Origin of the sequence: Curtobacterium sp. PhB170, assembly GCF_003752345.1 — a bacterium.
In the GTDB taxonomy this organism is placed as follows: domain Bacteria; phylum Actinomycetota; class Actinomycetes; order Actinomycetales; family Microbacteriaceae; genus Curtobacterium.
On the sequence record NZ_RJUM01000009.1, the window covers coordinates 103,770 to 127,733 of the forward strand.

Sequence of the window (23,964 nt, forward strand, 5' to 3'; positions counted from 1 at the left end):
GCACGCGCCACGTCGCAGGCGCGCCGTGCCTCAGCGCACCCGCACCGTCGCGCACCCGAGCGACGTGTCGCCGCCCCGGCCGATCCCGACCGCGGTCAGGCACACCGATCGGCTGCCGGCGGCGACCCGCACCACGCCGTCGAACCCGTGCTGCGCACCGCCGCCGTGCACCCGGTCCACGTCGCTCCGCTTCCGGTCCGCGACCACGTTCCCGACGACCGAGCCACCGACCGTCACGCGCACGGTGACCGGACGCTCGAGGGCGTCGCGGTCGAAGGTCCAGCCGCGCACGCGCACCCGGCCGGCCGCGTCGGAGGAGACCGCGTCCCGCCGACCGACCGGCGCGGCGACGGGCACGGTGACCGTCCGGCACGGGCTCGACACGCGATCGGCACCCGGCCCGACGTTCCGCGCGACCGCGCAGACGGTGTGCTTGCCCGCACCGGCCGTCACGGTCCCCGCGAACCCGTGCGACGGCCCCGCTCCCCAGATGCGGTCGACGTCGGCCCGCGCACGGCCGGCCGACAGGGTCGACACGGCCTTCCCGTCGACCGTGAACGCGACGGCGGTGGTGCTCGTCACGTCGTCCCCGTCGAAGGCCCACCCGCTGACCGCGATGCCGCCGACCGCGACCTGCGCCGACTCGAGCGCGACGGACGGGTCGTGCCGGTACGCCCGGACGGACGCGCAACCGAGCGTCGTGTCGGAGCCGGCGCCGGTGTTCACCGCCGTCACGCAGACGCGGCGCGTGCCCTCGGCGGCCGGGACCACGGCCGAGAACCCGTGGGCCCGGCCCACCCCGGCGACCGCGTCGACGTCGGGTCGGTCGCCGTCCGCGCTGGTGGTGCCGGCCGCCGCGCCGTCGACGGTCGCGCGCACCTGGACGGACTGCGTGGGGTCGTCCTCGTCGTAGGCCCACCCCGTCACCCGCACGCCGCCCCCGGTGCCGGCGACGACCTCGAGCGATCCCCGGGGCGCCAGGTCGGCCGCGGGTGCGCCGAGCCGGGCGTTCGCGACCAGGGCCTGGGCGTAGGCGGACCACCACGTGCCCGCGGCCGGGGCACCGTTGCAGGTGCCGTCGCTCGCGCCGGGGGTCTTCACCCACAGCAGGGCGTCGAGGGCGGTGCCGTCGGCGACGACCCGGGGCGAGGTGCCGAGCCCGGCGCCGGGACCGTTGCACCAGGTCCCCCGCCAGCCCTGGCCGTTCCGCGAGGTGTCGATCACGTAGTGCGAGCCCCCGGTCGCCGCGGACACCTTCTGCGCGTAGGCCTGCTCCTGGGCGGTCGGGTAGTAGTTCGCGACGTTGGTGAAGAACCCGCGGGCCTGCTGCACGCCCGCGCTGTTCAGCCGGGCCGCCATGGTCGCCGGCGGCACCCAGTTGGAGTTGCCGGCGTCGAGGTACGCCGGCACGCCTGCGGCGGTGAGCCCGGCGACGGTGCGGGAGAGTATCCGGTAGCGCTGTTCGTCGAGCGTGGTGCTGCACTTCGCGTTGCTGAGCATCGCGAGCGAGTCCGGCTCGACGACGACGGCGGCGCGGTGTCCAGCGAGCGCGGCGGTCACCTGGTCGACCCAGGCGTCGTAGGAGGCTTCCGAGAACCCACCGGCGGAGTACCCGCCGCAGTCCCGGTCCGGGATCGCGTACAACACGAACACCGGGGTGGTACCGGAATCGTCGGCGCCGGTGACCGCAGCGCTGATCGTCCTGGTCAACTGGGCGCCCTGGGTCCACTCGCCGAGCCAGGTCGCGACGGGGTACCGCGCGATCGTCGAGGCCGCGGCGGCACCGGCGGGATCCGCGGTGGCGAGCGCGGTGGCCGCCTTGGCTGCTTCGCTCGTGGGTGACCGGTACGGACCGGCACCGTACAGCGACGCAGCCGATGCGGACCGGATCGTCGTGGCGGACGTGGCAGCGGACGCGCCGCTCACCGGCAGCAGCGCGCCGGCGAGGGCGGTGAGTGCGACGGCGGTGCCGCAGACGACAGCACGGCGCGGACGGCGGCGCATGGACACACTCCTCGGACGGTCGACCCCTGACCGGTCCATGGGAACACGGGCCGCTGCCGGTCACCACCCGCCAGTGCGGGTGCCACCCGAGCGGGTGTCGGCAGCCCTGGGGACGCATCTGAGCCCTGGACGCGACCCGCAGACGGACGGGAGGCCCGTGGCGGCGTCGCCACGGGCCTCCCGTCACCGGCACGGCCGGACCACCGCTGGCGCGTCGCTCCGGTACCGGCGGCGTGGGCCCCGTCCGTCATCCGCCCGGTCGACGGACCCGGTGTCAGTCGTCGAAGTGCGCCGCGGCCGCGCGCGCCCGGTAGACGACGTCGTCGACGTCGTCGCCGAGCACCGTGACGTGTCCGATCTTCCGACCGGGTCGTGGTGCCTTGCCGTAGAAGTGGTACTTCGCCTCGGGGAAGGCCTCGAGTGCCGCCGGGTACCGGGCGGCGAGGTCGCCGTCGGCCGGTCCGCCGAGCACGTTGACCATCACCGCGGCCGAGGCGAACGAGCCCGTGGCGCCGAGCGGCAGGTCGAGCACGGCACGCAGGTGCTGCTCGAACTGGCTCGTCGTCGCACCGTCGATCGTCCAGTGCCCGGTGTTGTGCGGGCGCATCGCGAGCTCGTTGATCAGGATGCGCTCGTCGTCGGTCTGGAACAGCTCGACGGCCAGGACACCGGTGACCCCGAGCTCCTCGGCGATCCGGACCGCGATCGACTCGGTCACGTCGGCGATGCGTCCGGCACTGTCGGGTGCCGGGGCGATGACCTCGGCGCAGACCCCGTCGCGCTGCACGGTCTCGACGAGGGGCCAGGCGACGACCTGACCGGAGGGCCGTCGGGCAACGGACTGCGCGAGTTCGCGGGTGAACGGCACGAGTTCCTCGGCGAGCAGCGCCTGGCCGCCACCGGCCTCGGCGACGGCGATGAACCAGTCGTCGACGTCGGAGGGGTCCGACACGACCCGGACGCCCTTGCCGTCGTAGCCGCCGCGCGGCGTCTTGACGACCGCACGGCCGCCGTGCTCGTCGAGGAACGCGCGAAGCTCGTCCGGGTCGTGCACCGCCGCCCAGTCCGGCACGGGCAGGCCGAGCTCGCTGAGTTTCGTGCGCATGGTGATCTTGTCCTGGGCGACCGCGAGCGGGCCCGGGCCGGGGCGCACGGCGACGCCGGCGTCGACCAGGGCGCGCAGGACGTCCTGCGGCACGTGCTCGTGGTCGAAGGTGACGACGTCGACGTCGCGGGCGAACGCCAGGACGGTCTCGACGTCGTGGTAGTCGCCCTCGGCCGTGGCGGCGATCGATGCCGACATGCCCGGTCCCTCGGCGAGGACCCGGATGTCGATCCCCAGCTCGACGGCGGCCGGCACCATCATCCGTGCCAGCTGTCCTCCGCCGATGACCCCGACGCGCAACGCCATGCTGTGTGATCCTTCCGGCGTTCACACCGAGCGGTGAGAACGCGTTGCCTACAATCGCTGTTCGGGTCGCGCTGTCGTGCACGGCCCGTGACAACTCTACGGATCCTGGAGGGCACGTGCGGCGCCTCATTGCCCAGCTGGCACGCTTCGGTGTGGTCGGCGCCGTCGGCTTCGTCGTGGACACCACGATCTTCAACGTCCTGCGGGCGACCGTGCTCAACCCGGACGAGGTCCACTCCGGGCCGTTCTGGGCGAAGGTCGTCTCGACCGTGGTCGCCATCTTCGTGAACTGGATGGGCAACCGCTACTGGACGTTCCGCGAGCAGCGCCGTGCCGTCGCCACCCGCGAGGGCATCGAGTTCGTCGTCGTCTCGCTGGGCGGCATGGTCATCTCGCTCGGGTGCCTCGGGATCTCGCACTACGTCCTCGGCTTCACGTCGGCGCTGGCGGACAACGTCTCCGGCAACGTGATCGGACTCGTGCTCGGGACCGCGTTCCGGTTCTGGCTCTACAAGGTGTGGGTCTACCACCCCGAGCGCGGCGGTCGGGACCGGGACGCCGCCACCGTCGCGACGCCGGTCGACGACGCGTCGATCGCCCCGGCGGCCCGGTCCGAGGTCTCCGGCCAGTAGTCTCGACGCGATGCAACACGCACCGCACCCCACCGTCACCCGGTCGGAGGCCGTGCGGATCGCGGTCCTCACGGCGACCTTCGGCCTCTGGCTCCTCCTCTGGGCACTCGTCGTGCCGGCGTTCCAGGCCCCGGACGAACCCGCACACTTCGACGCCGCGCTGCACGTCGCCACCGGCTCCGGCTGGCCGGCCCCCGGGACCCTGCACGTGTCGAACGCCGTGCGGGCGGCGCAGCAGGAGCAGGCTTCCGGCGACGCGTCGTCGTGGTCGACCGTCGGCGCGCTGCTCGCGGCACACCCCGGTGACTCCGAGACGGTCGACCAGATGACCCAGCACCCGCCGACCGCCTACGTCGCCGATGCACTGGTGCTCCGGGTCCTGCACCACGGCTCGCTCCGGTGGGACCACGCGCTCGTCGGACTCCGTCTGTTCGACGCCGCCCTGGTCACGCCCCTCGCCCTGCTGGCGTGGGCTGCCGTCCGCCGGGTGACCCGCTCGCCGCGGGCCGCCGTCTTCGGCACCCTCGCACTCTTCGCGGTGCCGCAGCTCGCGTCGATCGGCGCCTCGGTCTCCAACGACGCACCGGTACTGCTCTTCGGCGGACTCGTCGTGTGGCTCGCGTCCCGCGTGCTGACCGGTGACCTCCGCCGTCGCACGCTGCTCGGCCTCGGTGCCACGCTCGGTGTCCTCGTGGCGACGAAGGGCACCGGGCTGCCCGCGATCCCGTTCGTGGCGCTCGTGGTACTGGTGGGCGGGGCAGGGGCAGGAGGCCTGCCCCTGGCCGCCCGTCTGCTCCGGACCGCGGGCACGCTCGCCGTGGCGGCGGCGCTCGGCGCGTGGTGGTGGGTACGCAACCTCGTGGTGTTCCACACCCTGCAGCCCGACGGCTACGCGGCGATCCGGCCGGACCGTCCCTTCCCCGCGGGTGAGCACCCGTCGGTCCCGCACTTCGCGGACGTCAGCTTCGGCACGCTCGCACGCACCTTCTGGGGCTCCCCCGGGCAACGGGCCCAGGTCAGCATCGGCGACACGCTCACCGCCGTGCTGACCGTCGTCGCCCTCGTCGTGGTGCTCGGTTGGGCGTTCCGCCGCGGTGGGACGGCGATCCCGGCGCGGTGCCTGGCCGTCTTCCCCGCACTCCTGCTGCTCCTGCAGACGGTCAGCAGCGCGCAGGCGTACCTGCGGACGACCGAGGTCGCGGGGACGCAGGGCCGCTACGTGTTCCCGGCGATCGTGTGCCTCGTGGTCCTCAGCGCGATCGCGTGGCGACGGCTCCCCCTGACCGGTGCGGCGCGGACGGCGACCGTGCGGGTCCTCGCCATCGGCCTGCCGACGGTCGGGCTGTGGGGACTCGTCGTCGTCTCCGGCTGGTTCTGGAACGCCGCACGGGGGCCGGTGTCCGCCGCGAGCGTCGACCGCTACGAAGCGGCCGGGCCGGTGCCGTTCGCGGTGGTCGTCGTCCTGGCGGTCCTGGTCGCCGTCGGACTGACCGTCGGCGTGCAGCAGGCGTGGCGGGTCCGGCCGGTGCCGGTCAGTTCACCGTCCCCGTCCCGGTGACCTGGATCACGTCGACCGAGCAGGACTGCACCGGGGCGCCCTTCTCGTCGGAACACACCTGGTACACCGGGAACGTGCCGACGACGGGCCCGATGGCCGAGTAGTCGCGGACCTGCGGGTTGCGCGGGTTCGTGTAGTTGAGGAAGTACTGGATGCCGGCTTCTCGGAGCAGGGCGACGAACGCCGGGTCCTGGTAGTCGTACGCCTGCCCGTCCTCGCCGTACATCTGCGCCCCGAGACGGAACGCGATGAGCACCGTGTTGCGGGTGTTCGTGCCGAGGATCTTGCTGCCGGAGGGAATCACGTCGGCCGCACGCAACGACTCGACGAGCGGCTCGTCCGGGTGGACGACCCCACCGAGCACCTGCCCGGCCGGGAACCCCGTGGGGCGGACCGCCAACGTCGAGAACGGCGCCCTGACGTTGTTGACGTTCTGACTGTACGAGGCGACCACGAGCAGCACGCACGCGAGCACCGCGACGACCTGTCGGACGCGGCGGCCACGACGTGCCGCCCGCCAGAACGTCGGCAGCAGCGCACCGGCGATGAGCACCGACCCCGTGAAGAGCGGCAGGTAGTACCGGGCGTTGCCGCCCAGCGTGTCCACCGTGGCGATGCCCGCGTACCCGAGCAGGTACACGCCGGAGAAGATCCCGACGATGCTCGCGAACACGAACCGCCGGTAGTGCACGACACCCGCGATCGCCGCCCCGACGAACACGACGCCGATGCCCAGCGCGAAGGGCGCGAACGACCCGATGCGGGCGAAGTAGAACGGCAGCGCCTCGAGCCGTTCCTGGACGTAGTAGGTCAGCTTGCCGACGAGCGTCGTCGTGCTGCTCTCGACCGGTTCCGCGACGGGGGTGCCGGCGGGCAGGCGGATCGGCAGCTCGCGCTCGGCGGTGTACACGCGCGACTCGTAGAGCGACGGCGTGCGGTCCTCGTTCGGCGAGACCGCCAGGTCGTTGGGCGGCGACGGGATGCGGACGTCGTCGTAGTCGGAGCCGGACGCGTCCGAGAACTTCTTCGAGACGTTGACGGTCAGCGACGATCCGAGCTCGACGCCGCCGAACTTGGCCGACAGCGCGATGACCCAGGGAGCGGAGAGCACCACCACGGCGACGAGCGCGACGGTCGGGAGCAGGAGGGAGCGGAGTTCGCGCGCGTCACGCCGGTCCTGGAACCAGCGGACCAGGGCCCAGACCGGAACGACCACCAGGAAGACCGGGACCAGGAACGCCTTCGTGAAGTACCCGAGCGCGCAGACGAAGCCGATGACCACGGCTGCCAGGACGATCCGCCGGACGGACCCGTGCCAGGCGCGGTCGGCGGCGAGCAGCGACCACACGAAGACGAGCCCCCACGCCAGCACGAGGGTGTCCGGGGTCTGCAGTGCCACGTTGGCGATCATGAGCGGAGCGGTGGCCACGATCGACCACGCGGCCGTCCAGCCGTTGCCGGTCGTGCGGAGCAGCAGCCAGGCACCGATGCCCATCACCGCGATGCTCGCGCCCAGGTTGACGATCGCGAACGCGGTGCTCGGCCCGGCGCCCAGCAGCATCACCGGTGCCATCAGCCACGACGCCATCGGGGACCAGTACCCGTTGACGGCGTCCGCCCAGTGACCGCCGGCGTACTGCTCGGCGATCGACATGTACGAGATGCCGTCGATGTTGGTCACCTCGAGCCGCGTCCGGTACGCGACGACGCCCACCAGTACCGACGCGACGACCAGGAGCGCCCCGTTGCCCACGAGCGATGCGCGCGACGGCCGGCGGCCCTCGTGGAAGGCGCCGACCTGCCGCCGGCGCCCGCGCGGCCGTGCGTGCGGTGCCGCGGCGTGCGCGACGGCGCGTGGACCCACGGCGGACTCCGTGTCCGCGCCGGTCACCTCCGGTGTGCCGGCCGTGGTCACGTCCCCCGTCGTCGCGATGTCGCTCAGCGCCCCATGCCGCGGTACGTGAAGCCCGCTGCGGTCCAGGCGTCGCGGTCGAGGCAGTTGCGGCCGTCGATGACGACCGGGCTCGACACCAGGGACGCCACCGTGGTCGCGTCGAGCTCGCGGAACTCGGTCCACTCGGTCAGCACGAGGACCAGGTCCGCGCCGGACAGCGCGTCCGCCGCCGTCTCGACGAAGTCGAGCTCCGGGTGCACGCGACGCGCGGTGACGACGGCCTCGGGGTCGTAGGCGGACACCGTGGCACCGAGCTCGTGCAGGCGTGCGGCGATGTCGAGGGCGGGCGAGTCACGGACGTCGTCCGAGTTCGGCTTGAAGGCCAGGCCGAGCACCGCGACGCGCTTGCCGGTCACGACACCGCCGAGCAGCTCCTGCGCCAGCTCGACGACGTGCGCACGACGACGCAGGTTCGTGGCGTCGACGTCGGCCAGGAACGCCAGGGACTCCCCGACGCCGAGCTCGTTCGCCCGCGCCTGGAACGCCCGGATGTCCTTGGGCAGGCAGCCGCCGCCGAAGCCGAGGCCGGCGTTCAGGAACTTGCGGCCGATGCGGGCGTCGTGGCCGATGGCGTCGGCGAGCGCGGTGACGTCGGCGCCGGCGACCTCGGCGATCTCGGCCATCGAGTTGATGAACGAGATCTTCGTGGCGAGGAACGCGTTCGCGCTGATCTTGACCAGCTCGGCGGTGGGCAGGTTGACGACGAGCCGGGGGGTGCCGGACGCGAGCGCCTCGGCGTAGACCTCGTCGAGGGCGTCGACGGCGGCCTGCCCGGCGGCACCGTCCGGCACACCGTAGACGAAGCGGTCCGGGCTGATGGTGTCCTGCACGGCGAAGCCCTCACGCAGGAACTCGGGGTTCCAGACGAGTGTCGCCCCGGGCACGGCCTCGGACACCTCGGCGGCGAGGCGTGCGGCGGTGCCGACCGGGACGGTCGACTTGCCGACGACGAACTCGCCGGCGGACAGGTACGGGGTGAGTGCGGCGACCGCGGCGTCCACGTAGGTCATGTCCGCGGCACCGGTCGGGCTCTGCGGTGTGCCGACGGCGAGGAAGTGCACGCGGGCACCGGCGACCTCGGCCATGTCGGTGGTGAAGCGGATCCGGCCGGAGGCGAGCGCCTCGGTCAGGATCTCCGGGAGCCCGGGTTCGAAGAAGGGGGCTTCGCCGGCAGCGAGCCGCTCGATCTTCGTCGGGTCGACGTCGACGGCGACGACCTCGTGTCCGAGCTTGGCCATGGAGGCGGCGTGCACGGCACCGAGGTACCCGCAGCCGATGACAGAGATACGCACGACGAAGACGGTACCGGTTTCTGATCGAAGTCACACACTGGCCGCCCACCGGGTCGCGCCCGCGGTCAGGCGCGGACGTCGCCCCACGGCGGTCGGTCCGGCCCGCCGACGATCTCGTCCCAGTCCGGTTCGCGGTGCCGGCGACGGGCCTCGTACGCCTCGACCAGGTCGTGCAGGACGGCCACCACGAGGTCGGCGTGCGGCACGTCCGCGAGCACCACGGCGGGGTCGTCGCCCGGGAACACCAGGACGTCGCCGGAGCGGAACACGCCCTGGAGCCCGCGCCGCCGCACCGTCACGTCGTAGCCGCGGGAGTGCAGGAGCTCACGTCGGGTCCGTGTGCCGAGTCCGTGCACGACGACGAGCCGCCGGGTCGTGACGACGTACCGCTCGGACATCCACCGGAACAACGGCACGGCGCCACCGAACACCACGAGCACCACGACGAGTCCGGCGACGACGGCGTTGAGCCACGCCAACTGCGCCTGGAACACTCCGAAGCCGAACCCGCCGGCGACCGTGACCAGCACGACGAACACCGCAGGGCGCACGAGCCGACGAGCGTGCGGTCGCAGGCGAGCGACGACGCGTTCGGGCGGCGGCTCGGCGGTCATGCCGTCATGCATACCGCAGGTGGGTGACGTCCCCCACGGCGACGCCCCTGGAGTCACCCGCTCGATCCCGGATCGTGATGCGGCCCTCGTCGTCGATGCCGGTGGCGTCGGCCTCTTCCACGGTGCCGTCGGGCAGCTCGAGGCGGATGCGGCGACCGATCGTGCCGCACGCGGCACGGACGTGGGACCGGACCGACTCGGCGGCGGGACCACCGGCGACCAGGCCGGCCACGGCCTCCAGGACGGCTGCCCGGAAGGCGGACAGGACCGCGTCGGCCAACGCGGGGGCGTCGTCGACCGCGCCCGCCACGAGCAGCGACGTCGACGTCGGGGTCGGCAGGCGGTCGGCGGGGATCGTGAGGTTCACGCCGGCACCGACCACGATGCTGCCGTCGGAGGCGACCTGGCAGAGGATGCCGCACACCTTGTCGCCCGCGACCTGGACGTCGTTCGGCCACTTGACGGCGACGTCGGCGCCGGCGGGCAGCACCCGTGCGATCGCGTCACGCATGGCGGCACCCGCGACGAGGGGGAGCCAGCCACGGTCGTGGTCGGCGAGGTCGGCGCGCACGAGCAGGCTCGCGGCCAGGGCCTCGCCGGTCGGTGCGCTCCACGTGCGGTCGAGGCGTCCGCGGCCCGCGGTCTGGTGGAGCGTCGCAACCACGCTGCCGTGCTGCTGCTCGGGTGCCACGGCGAGCAGGTCGGCGTTCGTCGAGCCGGTCTCGTCGGGGACGGTGAGGGTCGCGCCCGCCGACCGGACCGCTTCGCTGGTGGCGGGGAACGACGACGACGGGGATGTGGACATGCACGCAAATGTACGGGCAGGAACCGTGGGGGTCCTCCAACCGGCCCCGACGTCGCCGCCGGTAGGGTGAGCGGGTGACTTCAGGAGACACCCCCGATCTCTCGACGACGGCAGGCCGGCTGGCCGACCTCCGCGAGCGGTACCACGAGGCCGTGACCGCTGCGGGCGAGTCCGCGATCGCCAAGCAGCACGCCAAGGGCAAGGGCACCGCGCGCGAACGCATCGAGCAGCTGCTCGACGAGAACTCCTTCGTGGAGTTCGACGAGTTCGTCCGCCACCGCACCACCTCGTTCGGCATGGACGCCAAGCGCCCCTACGGCGACGCGGTCGTCACCGGCGTCGGCACGATCCACGGCCGCAACGTCGCCGTGTACGCGCAGGACTTCACCGTCTTCGGCGGTTCGCTCGGCGAGGTCGCCGGCGAGAAGATCATCAAGGTGATGCAGCACGCGCTGAAGACGGGCGTGCCGATCATCGGCATCCTCGACTCCGGCGGGGCCCGGATCCAGGAGGGCGTGGTCGCGCTCGGCAAGTACGGCGAGATCTTCCGCCTCAACACCCAGGCGTCCGGTGTCATCCCGCAGCTGTCGATCATCATGGGCCCGGCGGCCGGCGGCGCGGTGTACTCCCCCGCGCTCACCGACTTCGTGATCATGGTCGACAAGACCAGCCACATGTTCGTCACCGGACCCGACGTCATCAAGACCGTCACCGGCGAGGACGTCGGCTTCGAGGAGCTCGGCGGCGCGCAGACCCACAACGCGGTCTCCGGCGTGGCCCACTACCTGGCCGAGGACGAGACCGACGCCCTCGACTACGCCCGCTCGCTCATCGGGTTCCTGCCGGACAACAACCTGTCCGACGCCCCCGCCTACGACGTCGCCCCCGAGCTCGAGACCACCGACGCCGACCACGAGCTCGACCTCGTGATCCCGGACTCCACGAACCAGCCGTACGACGTCACGACGATCATCGAGCACGTCGTCGACGACGGCGAGTTCCTCGAGGTCCAGCCGCTCTTCGCGCCGAACATCCTGATCGGCTTCGGCCGGGTCGAGGGCCGCACCGTCGGCATCATCGCGAACCAGCCGCAGGCCATGGCCGGCACGCTGAACATCGACGCCGGTGAGAAGGCAGCCCGCTTCGTGCGGTTCTGCGACGCGTTCGGCATCCCGATCCTGACCCTGGTCGACGTCCCCGGCTACCTGCCCGGCACCGACCAGGAGTGGACCGGGGTCATCCGCCGCGGCGCGAAGCTCCTGTACGCCTACGCCGAGGCCACCGTCCCGCTCGTCACCGTCATCACGCGCAAGGCCTACGGCGGCGCGTACATCGTGATGGGGTCGAAGCAGCTCGGCGCCGACATCAACCTGGCATGGCCGACCGCCGAGATCGCCGTCATGGGTGGTCAGGGCGCCGTCAACATCCTGTACCGCGCCGAGATCAAGCGCGCCGAGGAGTCCGGCGAGGACGTCGCTGCGGTCCGCACGAAGCTCGCGAACGAGTACACCTACAACGTCGCGTCGCCGTACCTGGCGGCCGAGCGCGGTGAGCTCGACGGCATCATCCAGCCGCACGCCACCCGCGTCTCGGTCATCAAGGCCCTGCGTGCCCTGCGCGGCAAGCGTGCGACGCTGCCGCCCAAGAAGCACGGGAACATCCCCCTCTGATGGGTGCGCACTGATGGGTCGTCACGCAGCTCCGGTCCCCTCGGACGAGCCCGCCTCGGTGGCCGACGTCCGGGTGGTCTCCGGTGAGCCCACCCCCGAGGAGCTCGCAGCGGTCGTCGCCGTGCTGCAGCGCCAGGCCGACGAGGCCGCAGCAGCCGGTCGCGCCGAGGTCGTCGACGAGCCGCGCACCGGGTGGCAGGCCTCGGCCCGCGGGCTGCGTCGCTCGCTCGACCACGGCCCCGGCGCCTGGGGCCGTTCGCTCCGCTGACCTCGCTGTACCCCTGGTGTCCCCGACCCGGCGGACGTTGCAGGCTGCACTTCCCGGTCGGTATCCCCTCGCACGGGGGTCATGAATCGCCGAAGAGGACCGGAAATGCCGAATTTGTCCCCCATAATGACGACTGACACAGGGGTTGTGGGTTGGCATAGTTACTGGTGTTCGGTGTCCTTCAACGAAGAACATCGCAGGTCGGTGGCCGACTAGGGTACGACGCCACCGCCCGCTGCGAGGCAGGGCGACATTCGGGTTGTCGCTCAGCCTCGGGTCGTGAACGGGCCGGTCGGATACGACCGGCCCGTTCCCCGTTTCCGGGGGCGTTCGCGCCGGCCGTCGATGCGGAACGACATCCTGGACGTCGTACGACGTCCACAGTGTCGTCCCCCGGCGCCGGCAACAGTTGCACCCGCGCACGAGCGACGCCTCCGACGTCGTACGACGTCCGTGTTGTCGCGTCAGCCGTCGGCGCCAGCCCGGCGCGACCACGTGGCGGCCGGGAGGCCCGTGGCGGCGCCGCCACGCGCCTCCCGGCCGCCACGTGTCCTGTCCACCGCCGCGCGCGCGTCCCACGGACCCGGAACGACGTCCTCGACGTCGTACGACGTCGAGGACGTCGTCGGCACGCGGACACAACAGTTGCGCGCGCGCACGAGCGACACCCTCGATGTCGTACGACATCGACCTCGTCGCTTCCGTCTCGCCGCGCGCGACGCCGCACACGCCCACGCTCGAGCAGGCGCAGCGCCCCTCAGGCGGGCTCGTGCCGCGGGATCTCGAGCCAGAGGGCCACGGAGTCGTCCTCGTCGCCGTCGTCGTCCTCCATGCCCGCTCCGAGGGCGGCGGACTCGCTCGCGGCCGTGTCGAGCTTGAGCCCGACGACCGTCACCGCGGAGTCGGACCCCTCGCTGACGGTGCGGACGATGACGTTGTCGGCCTCGCGGGCCTGGCGGAGCGCCTCGGCGATGCGGGCGTGGATGCGGCGGACGTCGTCGACCTCGAGCTCGTCGAGACCGCCGTCGTCGTGCAGCTGCACCGTCGCGCCCCGGCGGCGCAGGCGCATGACCTCGTCGCGGACGTCCTCGGACAGCAGGGAGCGGCCGCGGATCTCGTCGCGGATGGCCTGCTCGAGGTGCAGGCACTCTGCCCGATCGGCCTCGTCGAGGTCACCGCACGAGTCGATGATCCGCTGCAGCATCGGCAGGGCCATCCGCGTGGTCTGGCTCAGGCGGAACTGCCGCTCGAAGACGTGGGCGTCCTGCGCAGCCTGCCAGTCGGCGGTCTCCTGTTCAGCGCGCATGAGTTCACGGGTGTTCCGGATGGCTCGGTTCATGGCGATGGCGAACACCGTGGCGATCGCGACCCAGGCCACGCTGCCGAGCACCCCGAGCGTCCCGAGCGCGTCGGGGCCCGCCCAGGCCACTGAGTAGACGGCGAGGAACAGGACGCCGGCCCAGGCGAACGGCCCACGACCCCGCACGACGAGGACGACCATCAGCGTGCCGACGGCGGCGATCCACCACGTGGCGGGCCCCGGCGGCCTCGACAGGTCGACGACGGGTGCCGCGACCAGCGGCATCACGATCGCGGTGGCGAGCGAGAAGCACGCGGTCCAGACCGGCAGGACCTTGCCGGGCACGAACAGCGCGGTGCCGGTGGCCGCTGCGTAGAGGACCATGCAGGCGATCACGGGGCCGACGTCGTGCACGCGCTGCAGCGACGCGACGGCGAGGACCAGGTGGTAGAGGGAGAACAGCGACGCCAGGCCGAGCGCGATGCTCGCGGGCAGGGAGACCTTCACGCTGCGGCTCCCGTCGTCGTGGGCGTGGACGGCGTGGTCGGCGACCAGCGCAGCTCGATTCGGGTGCCCTCGCCCCGGGCGGTGTGCACCTCGGCACGGCCGTCGACGGAGGCGACGCGCTCGATGATCGACCGCCGCACCCCGAGTCGTTCGGACGGGATTGCCGCGACGTCGAACCCGCGACCGTCGTCACCGACCTCGATGTGCACGCCGTCGTCGTGCTGCTCGACGCGGACCCACCGGGCGACGTCGGGCCCACCGGCGTGCTGGACGCTGTTGACGGCCGCCTGCAGTGCTGCTGACGCGAGAGCGTCGGCGACCGACGCCGGCAGCCGGATCGACCCGGCCAGGGCGGGGACGAGCCGGACGGGCACCGCGAGGGCACCGATCGCCTCCCCGATGCGGGTGCGGAGGTCGGCGAGCGAGACCGGGGTGTCGTCGTCCGGGCCGTCTGCTGCTGCGGCTTCGAGGTGGTCGATGGCGTTCCGTGCCATGCGGGCGGCGAGGGTCTTCGCGTCGAGCGTGTCGGCCCGCGCAGCGGAGAGCAGCGTCGTCAGCACGCTGTCGTGCACGATCGCGTCGACCTGCACGCGCTCCACCTCGACCGCGTGCTCGCGGATGGCGAGCGAGTACCGGCGGACCGCGGTCGACTGCGCCGTGTCGACCGACGAAGCGGCACGGCGGAGGACCACGGCGATGACGAGCACCGCACCGCTGAGCAGCGCCGTGTAGACGCCGTCGAGCAGCGCACGGACGAGCCCGGCGTCGCCGCCGACCGGGGTGAGCCGGAGGACGACGTAGATCGCCGGCACCAGTGCGGTGTAGATCGTGGCCCGCCAGGTGGCGAAGCCCAAGGCCGCCGCGGTCGAGCCGACGGTGCAGAACCACCACGGCCACGGCTGCTGCGTGGACGGGATCGAGTCCTGCACCGTGAGCGGCCACGTGGTCAACGCGACCAGGAAGAGCATGGCACAGAGGATCTGCGCGAACTGCGCCACCCGCGGCACGAACGCCGAGACCCCGACCAGGACGAACGACGCCCCGAGCGCGATCGCGACGACCGGGCCCCAGAACGGGTCGAGGTACGGCAACTGGGCGAGGACCGCGGGGGTGTCGACGATGCCGAGGCCGACCGCGGTCATCGCCAGCAGGATCGCGAAGGCACGCTCCACCGACGCCTGCGTGATCGACGCGCGGACGCTGCGTGACGGGTCGGCACCGAACGGCGCGCCGCCCCCGAAGCCGACCGGGTCGCCACCGGGAACACGACCCGAGCCTGCTGAGACGCGGCCGGCACGACCAGACGCCGCACCAGCGCCGCCCGACCCGCGGCCGAACCACCGACCGGTCCCACGACCGGTCCCCGGGCCGCTCCCCCGGCGCGACGCCGGCTCAGCCGCGCTCGCCATCGTGTTCAGCGACCGTCACCGTCGGGGTCGATGCCCGAGTCGAGCCCGGGGAGGATGCCGTCCTCGACCGCCCGTCGCAGCAGGTCGACCTTCGTCGGGGCCGGGCGACCGACCTCGACGTACTTCACGCGGATGCGGTCGAGGTACTCACGAGCCGTGGAGTACCCGATGCCGAGTTGCTGCGCCGCCAGCTTGAGCGGCAGGCCCGAGGCGTACAGGTGCAGGATCTCGCGCTCGCGCCGGCCGAGCTGGGCCTTCGCGAAGTCGCGGTCGGCGTCGATGGCGCTCGCCCACTCGAGGTTGTTCAGCACGTCACCACGCGCGACGGTGGCGACCGCTGCCATCACCGTCTTCGTGGCGGACGACTTCGGGATGACACCGGCAGCCCCTGCTGCGAGTGCCTCACGGACGTTGGCGACGCGGTCCGCGATGGAGTGCACGAGCACGGCGGAGCCGGTCCCCTGCACGCCCTTGACGTTCTCGGTCACGGTCGAGCCGTCACCGAGTGACAGGTCGAGGACGACGACGTCGACCTCGCGCCCGTCGAGGTTCTGGACGTACTCGGGCACGCTCGCGGCGGTGAGCACCACCTCGAAGCCCTCGTTCTGGCACGCCGCCTGGATCCCGAGTCGCACGGACTCGTGGTCGTCCACGATCGCGACCCGGACCGGCCTGGTGGCCGTGCCCGACGTCTCGGCTGCGGTTGTCGTTCCTGCTCCCACTGTGGCCTCTCGTTCCGATGTGCGTCCCCGGCCCCTGAAACCGGATCGCCATCAGCGCCCAGGATACCCAGGCTGGACTCAGGTCCGGGGAAACCGGACGCGCCACGCGGACGAAACCGCCCGGTTGCCCGTCAGCGCGCGGGCGTCAGGCGCGCCACGGCCTCCATGTGGTGGGTGTGCGGGAACAGGTCGAACGCCCGCAGCACCTCGAGCTTGTACCCCAGGTCGGCGAACGTCGCGACGTCGCGGGCGAGCGCGACCGGGTCGCAGGCGACGTAGACGACCTGCGACGGGTGCAGGGCCGCGATCTGCTCGACGACCTGACGACCGGCACCGGCACGCGGCGGATCGAGGACGATCGTGCCGGCGCGGAACCGGTCCTGCTCGGCGCGCGAGGCGTTCGCCACCGTGTTCGCGAGCCAGCGGTCGACCCGGCCGGTCTCGGCGCGCGCACCGAGCCACTCGGCGAGGTTCTCCTGCGCGTGCTCGGTCGCGCGTGCGGCACTCTCGACGCTCGTGAGGCGCGCCTTCGGGCCGACGAGGTCGCCGAGCGCGGCGGCGAGCAGGCCGACGCCGCCGTACAGGTCCAGGTGGGTGCCCTCGGGGTCGAGCCGGTCGCGGTCGACCAGGTCCTGCACGGCCTCGGTGAGCACCGACGCCGCGGCACGGTGCACCTGCCAGAAGCCGTTGTCGTCCACCGCGAAGGTGCGCTCCCCCACGACCTCGGTCACCACGGTGGGCTTCTGCTCGTCGATGACGAGGCGCGCCCCCTCGGAGCCGCTCGGTGCCAGCACGTCGACGACCGACGAGCCGGGCATCACGCCACGGCCGAGCGGCGCACTCTGCTGCACGGCGTCGTTCGCGAGCGGCAGGCTGGTGACCGGGATGACGGAGTGCGAGCGCGCGGCGAACGGGCCGGCGGTGCCGTGCTCGTCGACGTGCAGCCGGACCCGGGTACGCCAACCGAGGCCGTTCGCGGCGTCGTCACCGGGTGCGGCCTCGACGACGACGTCCGAGCCGAGCACGGATGCCAGGTCCGTGTGCGCGAACCGCGAGAACGAGTCGACGAGCACGTCGTGCTTCAGCGTGCGCTGGTGTGCGAGGGCGATGTGGCCGAACTCGGCACCGCCCGGGCGCGTCTCGGGGTCGCGGTCGAGCGCGGCCTCGGCCCAGACGTGGTCGACGCGGTGCTCGCTCGGGGTGACGACGCTGACGGTGTCGGCGCGCCAGAACGACTTCTTCCGGTCCTCGGTCACCCGGGCGACGACGCGCTCCCCGGGGATCGCGTCCGTGACGAAGACCACCCGGCCTTCGTGCCGTGCCACCGAGATGCCGCCGTGGGCGATCCCGGTGACGTCGAGTTCGAGCAGCGTTCCGACGGATTCACCCATGGTTCGATGGTCCCATGCGTCTGTACCTCGCGAGTACATCCCCTGCCCGCCGAGCACTCCTCGCCCAGTCCGGGATCGAGCCCGTCCTCGTGTCGCCCGGGGTCGACGAGGACGCCGCGGCGACCGCGGCCGCCGCCGCGCTCGGCCGTGACCTGACCGGCCCGGAGCTCGTGTCGCTGCTGGCCGTCGCCAAGGCGTCGGCCGTCGCGGACGCCGACGTCGCCGGGTCGCCGGTCGACGGCTTCGTGTTCGGCGGCGACTCCGCCTTCGAGGTCGACGGGCGCCTGTACGGCAAGCCGCACGACCCGTCGGTGGCCCGGGAGCGCTGGCGGCAGATGCTCGCCGCCGGCGGCGGGACGCTGTGGAGTGGACACTGCGTGATCGATCGACGACGCGACGACCGGCGCCGCGACCTGGACCCGGCCACGGGACGGACGGGAGGCCCGGATGCGGTCCGCCCCGTGCCTCCCGTCCGCACCCTGGTGACGTCTCCTGCCGGCGTGCCGGAGCTGGGGGACGTCGCGCCCGGCGGGTCGGCCGTGGCCGCCGGTGGCGACCGCGTGGTCGCCGTGGACAGCGCCGTGCTGACGTTCGCCGACGACCTGTCCGCCGAGGAGATCGACGCGTACGTGGCGACGGGCGAGCCGCTCGAGGTCGCGGGGGCGTTCACCATCGACGGGCGGGCGGCGGCGTACATCTCGCGCATCGACGGGGCACCGTCGGCGGTGGTCGGGCTGTCCCTGCCGGTGCTGCGGTCGATGCTGCTCCGCGGCTTCGGCGTCCGCTGGCACGAGTTCTGGTCACTGTAGACATCCGCACTTGTTCGGCACGGTTCTTTGTGGGTGCCAGTCAATTCGTGCTCCCGTTGCACGAATACGCTGATGTCTCATGCCCCGTATCAGCAAGGTCCTCATCGCGAACCGCGGCGAGATCGCCGTCCGCATCATCCGCGCGGCCCGCGACGCAGGCAAGGCATCGGTCGCCGTCTACGCCGACCAGGACCGTGACGCCCTGCACGCCCGCCTCGCCGACGAGGCCTACGCGCTGAACGGCACCACGAGCGCCGACACCTACCTCGTCATCGACAAGATCATCTCGGTCGCCCGACGGTCCGGCGCAGACGCCGTGCACCCGGGCTACGGGTTCCTTGCCGAGAACGCCGACTTCGCCCGTGCCGTCATCGACGCCGGACTGACCTGGATCGGCCCGTCGCCCGACTCGATCGAGCGCCTCGGTGACAAGGTCTCCGCGCGCCACGTCGCCGAGAAGGTCGGCGCGCCGCTCGCCCCCGGCACCATCGAGCCCGTCAAGGACGCCTCCGAGGTCATCGCGTTCGCCGACGAGGTCGGCCTGCCGGTTGCCATCAAGGCGGCCTTCGGCGGCGGTGGCCGTGGCCTGAAGGTCGCACGGACGCGCGACGAGGTCGCCTCGCAGTTCGAGTCGGCGACGCGTGAAGCCATCGCGGCGTTCGGTCGGGGCGAGTGCTTCGTCGAGAAGTACCTCGACAAGCCGCGCCACGTCGAGACCCAGTGCCTGGCGGACGAGCACGGCAACGTCGTCGTCGTGTCGACGCGTGACTGCTCGCTGCAGCGCCGGCACCAGAAGCTCGTCGAGGAAGCACCCGCGCCGTACCTGACGGATGCGCAGCAGGAGCGCCTGTACGAATCGTCGAAAGCGATCCTGCGCGAGGTCGGCTACGTCGGTGCCGGCACGTGCGAGTTCCTGATCGGCGCCGACGGCACGGTGTCGTTCCTCGAGGTCAACACCCGACTGCAGGTCGAGCACTGCGTGTCCGAAGAGGTCACCGGCATCGACCTGGTGCGCGAGCAGTTCCGCATCGCCGAGGGCGGCGTGCTCGACTACTCCGACCCGACGCCCCGCGGGCACTCGTTCGAGTTCCGCATCAACGGCGAGGACCCGGGCCGCAACTTCTTCCCCGCGCCCGGCCCCGTGCACGCCTTCAACGCGCCGTCGGGCCCCGGCGTCCGCGTCGACTCCGGTGTCGTGAGCGGCGACGTCGTGTCGGGTTCGTTCGACTCCATGCTCGCGAAGCTCATCGTCACCGGTGCCACCCGCGCCGAGGCGTTGGAGCGCTCGCGTCGTGCACTGGCCGAGTTCGAGGTCACCGGCCTGCCGACCGTGCTGCCCTTCCACCGTGCGGTCGTGTCGGACCCGGCGTTCGCGACCGATGACTCCTCGCCGTTCTCCGTGTACACGCAGTGGATCGAGACCGACTTCGTGGGCGGGATCCCGGCGTGGAGCGGTTCTCCTGAAGAACTGCCGGCGCCGGCTTCGCGCGACTCGGTGGTCGTCGAGGTGCAGGGCAAGCGCATCGAGGTCACCATGCCGTCGATCGTCGGTGGCGGTGCCGCCGCCGGTGTCGCCGGTCGTCGTCCGGCCGGTCCCTCCGCTCCCCCGAAGCGCCGCTCGTCGGCGGTCAAGGGCGGCATCGCGAAGTCCGGCGGGTCCGTCGCGTCGCCGATGCAGGCGACCGTCGTGAAGCTCGCGGTCGCCGAGGGTGACACCGTGGTGAAGGGCGATCTGCTCGTCGTGCTCGAGGCCATGAAGATGGAGCAGCCCGTGCAGGCCCACAAGGACGGCGTCGTCACCGGGCTGAACGCCCCGGTCGGCCAGACGGTCTCGTCCGGTCACGTGCTGCTCGAGCTGGCGTAGGCCGCGCGGGCCGTCGCGGGCCGTCGCGGCTCGTCAGCTCGGGTTGCGCCCCGCTGCGGTCATCGCGCCCCGACTCTTCGGGGCGCAATGACCGTCAGAGGGCGCGGCTCGCAGCATGACGCCAGGCAGTACCCCAGTTCGGTCCGAGCGGCACCCCGGCATCGTGCAGGATCCGCGGGAGCTGCCCCGCAGGCATCGCGTCCGACCACATCACCCGTGCGAAGCCGTTGACCCCTCGACGACGGCGGAGACGGTCCTCACGGCGCTTCTCGTCGACCAGGGCGTCTGCCGCCGTGCGCCCTCGCCGCGGGTCGTCGTACTTCACCCGGCCGTCGAACTCGACGATCACCCCGGCTTCCGCGAACCACAGGTCCACCCGGTCGCGGAGCAGGCCGTCGTGCCGGAACTCCTGCTGCAGTACCGGGTCCGGTGCGCCGAGCACGTGCGCACCCCACCGTGTGATGCTCTCCCCCGGTGACTCGGCGAGCGGATCCGCGTACTCGACCAGTTCCCGCGCGCGTCGATGCCCGCGAGCACGACGACTCCCGAGCGCTTCGAGGATCGTCGCCCGCTCGACGCCGCGCCGCAGGACCGCGTCGAGCACGACGATGGCACGCCACGGGTGTTCGCGAAGGGCGACGTCGACCGCGGTCTCGATCAACGTCGTGACGGGTACACCGTCGACCTCGACGGAGGACGGTCGCCGGCCGGCGCTGCCGATGCGCTGGATGCTCCGCTTGACCTGGCCCCGGTCCCGGGACGGGTCTGTCACCGTGACACGCTCGCCGAACGCCCCGATCCACGGCAGTCCGAGCATGGCGACCGCTGACCGGTGCGACACCACGACGGAGCCCGTCCCGCCGGCGAGCACACTCCGCACGAGCATGCGATGTCGTTCGCGCTCCGTCATCGACGCCCACTCGCCCGACCCGATGTACGTGCCACGGTGCACCCGGACGAGGGCGCCGGCATCCGCTGCGCGACGGATCGCCGACGCACGACCGGGGTCCTGCGCGAGGCCGACGGTCGAGATGGGTTCGTGTTCCATGCTCCGATGATCGCGACGCACGGTCCGTCGCGAGCGGGGTCTGCGCGATCTGTGGACAGGCCACGGGGCAGCGCACCCCGTTGCGGGCATCGCGCCCCGAAGAGTCGGGGCGCGATGCCCGCAGCGGGGCGCAACACGAACGAGCCGGGCGGGCGGGGCCGCGCGCTACGAGACCAGGGGGCGGACGGACGCCGCGAGGGCGTCGACGAGGCGCTGGGCCTCGGCGGGGGTCTCCGCGACGGTGTCGATGTAGACCTTGACCTTGGGCTCGGTGCCGCTCGGTCGGACGATCACGCGCGCGTCACCGGTCAGGTCGTAGCGCAGGATGTCCGACGGCGGGAAGCCCTCCACCCCGTCGACGTAGTCCGTCACGGTGCGGACCTCCAGGCCGCCGAGCGACGACGGCGGCGCGGACCGCAGCGAGGCCATGATCTCGCCGATGCGGGACAGGTCGTCCACGCGGGTCGCGACCTGCCCCGACGCGAACGCCCCGAACTCGGCGGCGAAGGCGTCGAGCTGCCCGGCGATCGACGATCCGGCAGCGGCCAGGTCCGACGCCAACGACAGCAGCGACAGCGCCGCCGAGATGCCGTCCTTGTCGCGCACGACCGACGGGTCCACCAGGTAGCCGAGCGCTTCTTCGTACCCGAAGAGCAGCCCGGGGACCCGGGAGACCCACTTGAAGCCGGTCAGGGTGTCGCGGTACTCCAGACCGTGGCGGGCGGCGACGCGGGCCAGCGCCGGCGACGAGACGATCGACGCTGCGAGGGTGCCCGTGGCGCCGGTCTCCGACGCGCGGACGGCAGCCTGCCAGCCGAGCAGCCACCCGACCTCGTTGCCCGACAGGCGGCGGTAGGTCGGGTCCCCGGAGTCGGACACCGCCGGGATCGCGAGCGCGAGCCGGTCGGCGTCGGGGTCGTTCGCGATGACGAGGTCAGCGCTGACGGCGAGCCCGCGGGCGATCGCCAGGTCCATCGCGCCGGGCTCCTCCGGGTTCGGGAACGACACGGTCGGGAACGCTCCGTCCGGCTCGATCTGCTCCGGCACGACCGCGGGCGACGCGAACCCGGCGGCGGCGAACACCGCGCGTGCGGTCTCCCACCCGACACCGTGCATCGCCGTGTAGACGACCTTCGGCTGCTCCTGCGGCGCCAGGGTCGGGGCCGGCACGATGGCGGCCGTCGCGGCCACGTAGGCATCGAGCAGCGCGGACGACGCGACGGTGTAGTCGGTGCCCCGGGGTAGGTCCGTGATCGACCCCGCCGCGACGGCGTCGATGGCGTCCGCGATGCGGCCGTCGACCGGCGGCACGATCTGCGACCCGTCGTCGTCCTGTCCGAGGTAGACCTTGTACCCGTTGTCGCGGGGCGGGTTGTGGCTCGCGGTGACCATCACCCCGGCGCCGACGTCGAGGTGCCGCACGGCGAACGCGAGCACCGGCGTGGGCAGGGCGACCGGCAGCAGCGTGACCTCGAGCCCGAGGCCGCGCATGACCTCGGCGGAGTCGCGCGCGAAGACGTCGGAGTTCACCCGGCCGTCGTAGCCGATCACGACACTGCGCGACCGGCCCGTGTCGATCAGGAAGCGTGCGAGCCCGGCAGCGGCCTGCGACACGACGACCCGGTTCATGCGGAGCGGGCCGTAGCCGAGCTCGGCGCGGAGTCCGGCGGTACCGAACTGCAGCCGGCCGCCGAACCTCGCGGCCAGGGCCTGCACGGCCGGGCCGGAGCCGTCGGAGGCGTCGTCGATCGCGGCGGTCAGCTCGTCACGGGTCTGCGGATCCGGGTCCTGCGCGAGCCAGGACCGAGCGGTCCCGAGCACGTGGTCGAGGTCGATCTTCACGACGCCGGCTGCCCGAGGGCGGTCACCACGCGGGCGAGCAGGTCCGCGATCACGGGCTCGGCCTGCTTGCCGGCCTCGAGCACCTCGGTGTGCGACAGCGGCGTCTTCTGGATGCCGGCGGCGAGGTTCGTGATGAGCGAGAACCCGAGGACCTCCATGCCGGCCTGTCGGGCGGCGATGGCCTCGAGTGCGGTGGACATGCCGACGATGTGCCCGCCGATGGCCTTGGCCATCTGGACCTCTGCAGGGGTCTCGTAGTGCGGGCCGCGGAACTGCGTGTAGACGCCCTCGTCCAGGGACGGGTCGACCGAGCGGGCGACCTCGCGCAGCCGGGACGAGTACAGGTCGGTGAGGTCGATGAACGTCGCGCCCTCGAGCGGGCTGTCGGCGGTCAGGTTGATGTGGTCGCTGATGAGCACGGGCGTGCCGGGCGTCCAGTGCTCCTTGATGCCACCGGCACCGTTCGTCAGCACCATCACCGTGGCACCAGCGGCCGCGGCGGTACGGACGCTGTGCACGACCCGGCGGACGCCGTGGCCCTCGTAGTAGTGCGTGCGTGCGCCGATGACGAGCGCGTGGCGGCCGTCGGCGAGGCGGATCGACCGGATGGTGCCGGAGTGTCCGGGCACGGCCGAGGCGCTGAACCCGGGGACCTGGTCCGCCGGGATCTCGGACACGGTCTCACCGATGATGTCGGCGGCCTTGCCCCAGCCCGAGCCGAGGGTCAGGGCGATGTCGTGCCGCTCGATGCCGGACTTCGCGGCGATGACGGCGGCGGCGTCCCGCGCGACCTCGAACGGGTCGGCAGCGGGGTCGTTCAGCGGGTTCTCGGTGCTCATGCCCCAACTCTAAAGGGCGGACGCC

At 72.5% G+C, this 23,964-nt stretch carries 19 protein-coding genes; 6 read left to right on the plus strand and 13 right to left on the minus strand.

Features of this window, described 5'->3' with window-relative positions:
- Positions 1-30: 30 nt before the first annotated feature.
- The gene (locus EDF40_RS19380) at positions 31-2,004 is read right to left on the minus strand and encodes a glycoside hydrolase family 6 protein (RefSeq protein ID WP_221180446.1); all 1,974 of its coding nucleotides are present in this window, start codon (positions 2,002-2,004) and stop codon (positions 31-33) included.
- Between the two features lie 274 nt (positions 2,005-2,278).
- Positions 2,279-3,415 (minus strand): 5-(carboxyamino)imidazole ribonucleotide synthase, encoded by a 1,137-nt coding sequence (locus tag EDF40_RS04660; RefSeq protein WP_123338945.1) that lies wholly within the window; start codon positions 3,413-3,415, stop codon positions 2,279-2,281.
- A gap of 116 nt (positions 3,416-3,531) precedes the next feature.
- Between EDF40_RS04660 and EDF40_RS04665 the strand changes: the two genes are divergently transcribed.
- Both EDF40_RS04665 and EDF40_RS04670 read left to right on the plus strand, forming a co-directional pair.
- Positions 3,532-4,047, plus strand: coding sequence for a GtrA family protein (locus EDF40_RS04665; protein ID WP_123338944.1), 516 nt, complete (start codon positions 3,532-3,534; stop codon positions 4,045-4,047).
- 10 nt (positions 4,048-4,057) lie between these two features.
- The gene (locus tag EDF40_RS04670; protein WP_123338943.1) at positions 4,058-5,605 is read left to right on the plus strand and encodes a DUF2142 domain-containing protein; all 1,548 of its coding nucleotides are present in this window, start codon (positions 4,058-4,060) and stop codon (positions 5,603-5,605) included.
- Here EDF40_RS04670 and EDF40_RS04675 read toward each other — a convergent pair.
- The 4 genes from EDF40_RS04675 to EDF40_RS04690 all read right to left on the minus strand — a co-directional run bounded on the left by EDF40_RS04675 (position 5,580) and on the right by EDF40_RS04690 (position 10,270).
- Entirely contained in the window at positions 5,580-7,469 is a 1,890-nt protein-coding gene (locus EDF40_RS04675; protein WP_148053798.1) for a glycosyltransferase family 39 protein, read from the minus strand. The genes EDF40_RS04670 and EDF40_RS04675 overlap by 26 nt on opposite strands.
- Before the next feature lie 74 nt (positions 7,470-7,543).
- Positions 7,544-8,851, minus strand: a complete 1,308-nt coding sequence (locus EDF40_RS04680) for a UDP-glucose/GDP-mannose dehydrogenase family protein (protein ID WP_123338941.1) — start codon at positions 8,849-8,851, stop codon at positions 7,544-7,546.
- A gap of 65 nt (positions 8,852-8,916) precedes the next feature.
- A complete protein-coding gene (locus tag EDF40_RS04685; protein ID WP_185002771.1) occupies positions 8,917-9,465 on the minus strand; it encodes a PH domain-containing protein in 549 nt (182 codons plus the stop codon).
- A 4-nt stretch (positions 9,466-9,469) separates the two neighbouring features.
- Complete coding sequence (locus tag EDF40_RS04690; RefSeq protein ID WP_123338939.1) at positions 9,470-10,270, minus strand: biotin--[acetyl-CoA-carboxylase] ligase; 801 nt, start codon at positions 10,268-10,270, stop codon at positions 9,470-9,472.
- A gap of 74 nt (positions 10,271-10,344) precedes the next feature.
- On the opposite strand from EDF40_RS04690, the gene EDF40_RS04695 reads away from it, so the two are divergent.
- On the plus strand, positions 10,345-11,940 hold the full coding sequence (locus tag EDF40_RS04695; protein ID WP_123292198.1) for an acyl-CoA carboxylase subunit beta: 1,596 nt from the start codon (positions 10,345-10,347) through the stop codon (positions 11,938-11,940).
- A gap of 13 nt (positions 11,941-11,953) precedes the next feature.
- Entirely contained in the window at positions 11,954-12,208 is a 255-nt protein-coding gene (locus EDF40_RS04700; protein ID WP_123338938.1) for an acyl-CoA carboxylase subunit epsilon, read from the plus strand.
- A gap of 757 nt (positions 12,209-12,965) precedes the next feature.
- On the opposite strand, the gene EDF40_RS04705 is transcribed toward EDF40_RS04700, so the two are convergent.
- From EDF40_RS04705 to EDF40_RS04720, 4 genes are all read right to left on the minus strand, one after another.
- Positions 12,966-14,015, minus strand: coding sequence for a hypothetical protein (locus tag EDF40_RS04705; RefSeq protein ID WP_123338937.1), 1,050 nt, complete (start codon positions 14,013-14,015; stop codon positions 12,966-12,968).
- On the minus strand, positions 14,012-15,424 hold the full coding sequence (locus tag EDF40_RS04710) for a sensor histidine kinase (protein WP_123338936.1): 1,413 nt from the start codon (positions 15,422-15,424) through the stop codon (positions 14,012-14,014). The genes EDF40_RS04705 and EDF40_RS04710 overlap by 4 nt, the downstream gene beginning before the upstream one ends.
- Positions 15,425-15,429: 5 nt before the next feature.
- Entirely contained in the window at positions 15,430-16,146 is a 717-nt protein-coding gene (locus tag EDF40_RS04715) for a response regulator transcription factor (protein ID WP_111086608.1), read from the minus strand.
- Positions 16,147-16,277: 131 nt separating this feature from the next.
- Positions 16,278-17,537, minus strand: a complete 1,260-nt coding sequence (locus EDF40_RS04720; protein ID WP_123338935.1) for a class I SAM-dependent RNA methyltransferase — start codon at positions 17,535-17,537, stop codon at positions 16,278-16,280.
- 14 nt (positions 17,538-17,551) lie between these two features.
- Between EDF40_RS04720 and EDF40_RS04725 the strand changes: the two genes are divergently transcribed.
- Together EDF40_RS04725 and EDF40_RS04730 are read left to right on the plus strand one after the other, a co-directional pair.
- Complete coding sequence (locus tag EDF40_RS04725; RefSeq protein WP_123338934.1) at positions 17,552-18,346, plus strand: nucleoside triphosphate pyrophosphatase; 795 nt, start codon at positions 17,552-17,554, stop codon at positions 18,344-18,346.
- A gap of 79 nt (positions 18,347-18,425) precedes the next feature.
- Positions 18,426-20,210 carry a biotin carboxylase N-terminal domain-containing protein gene (locus EDF40_RS04730; protein ID WP_123338933.1) on the plus strand — a complete coding sequence of 595 codons (1,785 nt, stop codon included), beginning with the start codon at positions 18,426-18,428 and terminating at the stop codon, positions 20,208-20,210.
- Between the two features lie 94 nt (positions 20,211-20,304).
- On the opposite strand, the gene EDF40_RS04735 is transcribed toward EDF40_RS04730, so the two are convergent.
- The 3 genes from EDF40_RS04735 to EDF40_RS04745 form a co-directional block, all read right to left on the minus strand.
- On the minus strand, positions 20,305-21,258 hold the full coding sequence (locus tag EDF40_RS04735; RefSeq protein WP_123338932.1) for a hypothetical protein: 954 nt from the start codon (positions 21,256-21,258) through the stop codon (positions 20,305-20,307).
- A gap of 165 nt (positions 21,259-21,423) precedes the next feature.
- Complete coding sequence (locus EDF40_RS04740; protein WP_123338931.1) at positions 21,424-23,100, minus strand: phospho-sugar mutase; 1,677 nt, start codon at positions 23,098-23,100, stop codon at positions 21,424-21,426.
- Positions 23,097-23,939 (minus strand): purine-nucleoside phosphorylase, encoded by an 843-nt coding sequence (locus EDF40_RS04745; protein ID WP_123338930.1) that lies wholly within the window; start codon positions 23,937-23,939, stop codon positions 23,097-23,099. The genes EDF40_RS04740 and EDF40_RS04745 overlap by 4 nt, the downstream gene beginning before the upstream one ends.
- Between the last annotated feature and the right edge of the window lie 25 nt (positions 23,940-23,964).

Excerpts from the sequence above, each read along its gene's own strand:
- EDF40_RS19380 (WP_221180446.1), bottom strand. The coding sequence starts at position 2,004 with ATGCGCCGCCGTCCGCGCCGTGCTGTCGTCTGCGGCACCGCCGTCGCA.
- EDF40_RS04660 (WP_123338945.1), bottom strand. The coding sequence starts at position 3,415 with ATGGCGTTGCGCGTCGGGGTCATCGGCGGAGGACAGCTGGCACGGATG.
- EDF40_RS04670 (WP_123338943.1), top strand. The coding sequence starts at position 4,058 with ATGCAACACGCACCGCACCCCACCGTCACCCGGTCGGAGGCCGTGCGG.
- EDF40_RS04685 (WP_185002771.1), bottom strand. The coding sequence starts at position 9,465 with ATGACCGCCGAGCCGCCGCCCGAACGCGTCGTCGCTCGCCTGCGACCG.
- EDF40_RS04690 (WP_123338939.1), bottom strand. The coding sequence starts at position 10,270 with ATGTCCACATCCCCGTCGTCGTCGTTCCCCGCCACCAGCGAAGCGGTC.
- EDF40_RS04700 (WP_123338938.1), top strand. The coding sequence starts at position 11,954 with ATGGGTCGTCACGCAGCTCCGGTCCCCTCGGACGAGCCCGCCTCGGTG.
- EDF40_RS04710 (WP_123338936.1), bottom strand. The coding sequence starts at position 15,424 with ATGGCGAGCGCGGCTGAGCCGGCGTCGCGCCGGGGGAGCGGCCCGGGG.
- EDF40_RS04720 (WP_123338935.1), bottom strand. The coding sequence starts at position 17,537 with ATGGGTGAATCCGTCGGAACGCTGCTCGAACTCGACGTCACCGGGATC.
- EDF40_RS04725 (WP_123338934.1), top strand. The coding sequence starts at position 17,552 with ATGCGTCTGTACCTCGCGAGTACATCCCCTGCCCGCCGAGCACTCCTC.
- EDF40_RS04730 (WP_123338933.1), top strand. The coding sequence starts at position 18,426 with ATGCCCCGTATCAGCAAGGTCCTCATCGCGAACCGCGGCGAGATCGCC.
- EDF40_RS04735 (WP_123338932.1), bottom strand. The coding sequence starts at position 21,258 with ATGGAACACGAACCCATCTCGACCGTCGGCCTCGCGCAGGACCCCGGT.
- EDF40_RS04745 (WP_123338930.1), bottom strand. The coding sequence starts at position 23,939 with ATGAGCACCGAGAACCCGCTGAACGACCCCGCTGCCGACCCGTTCGAG.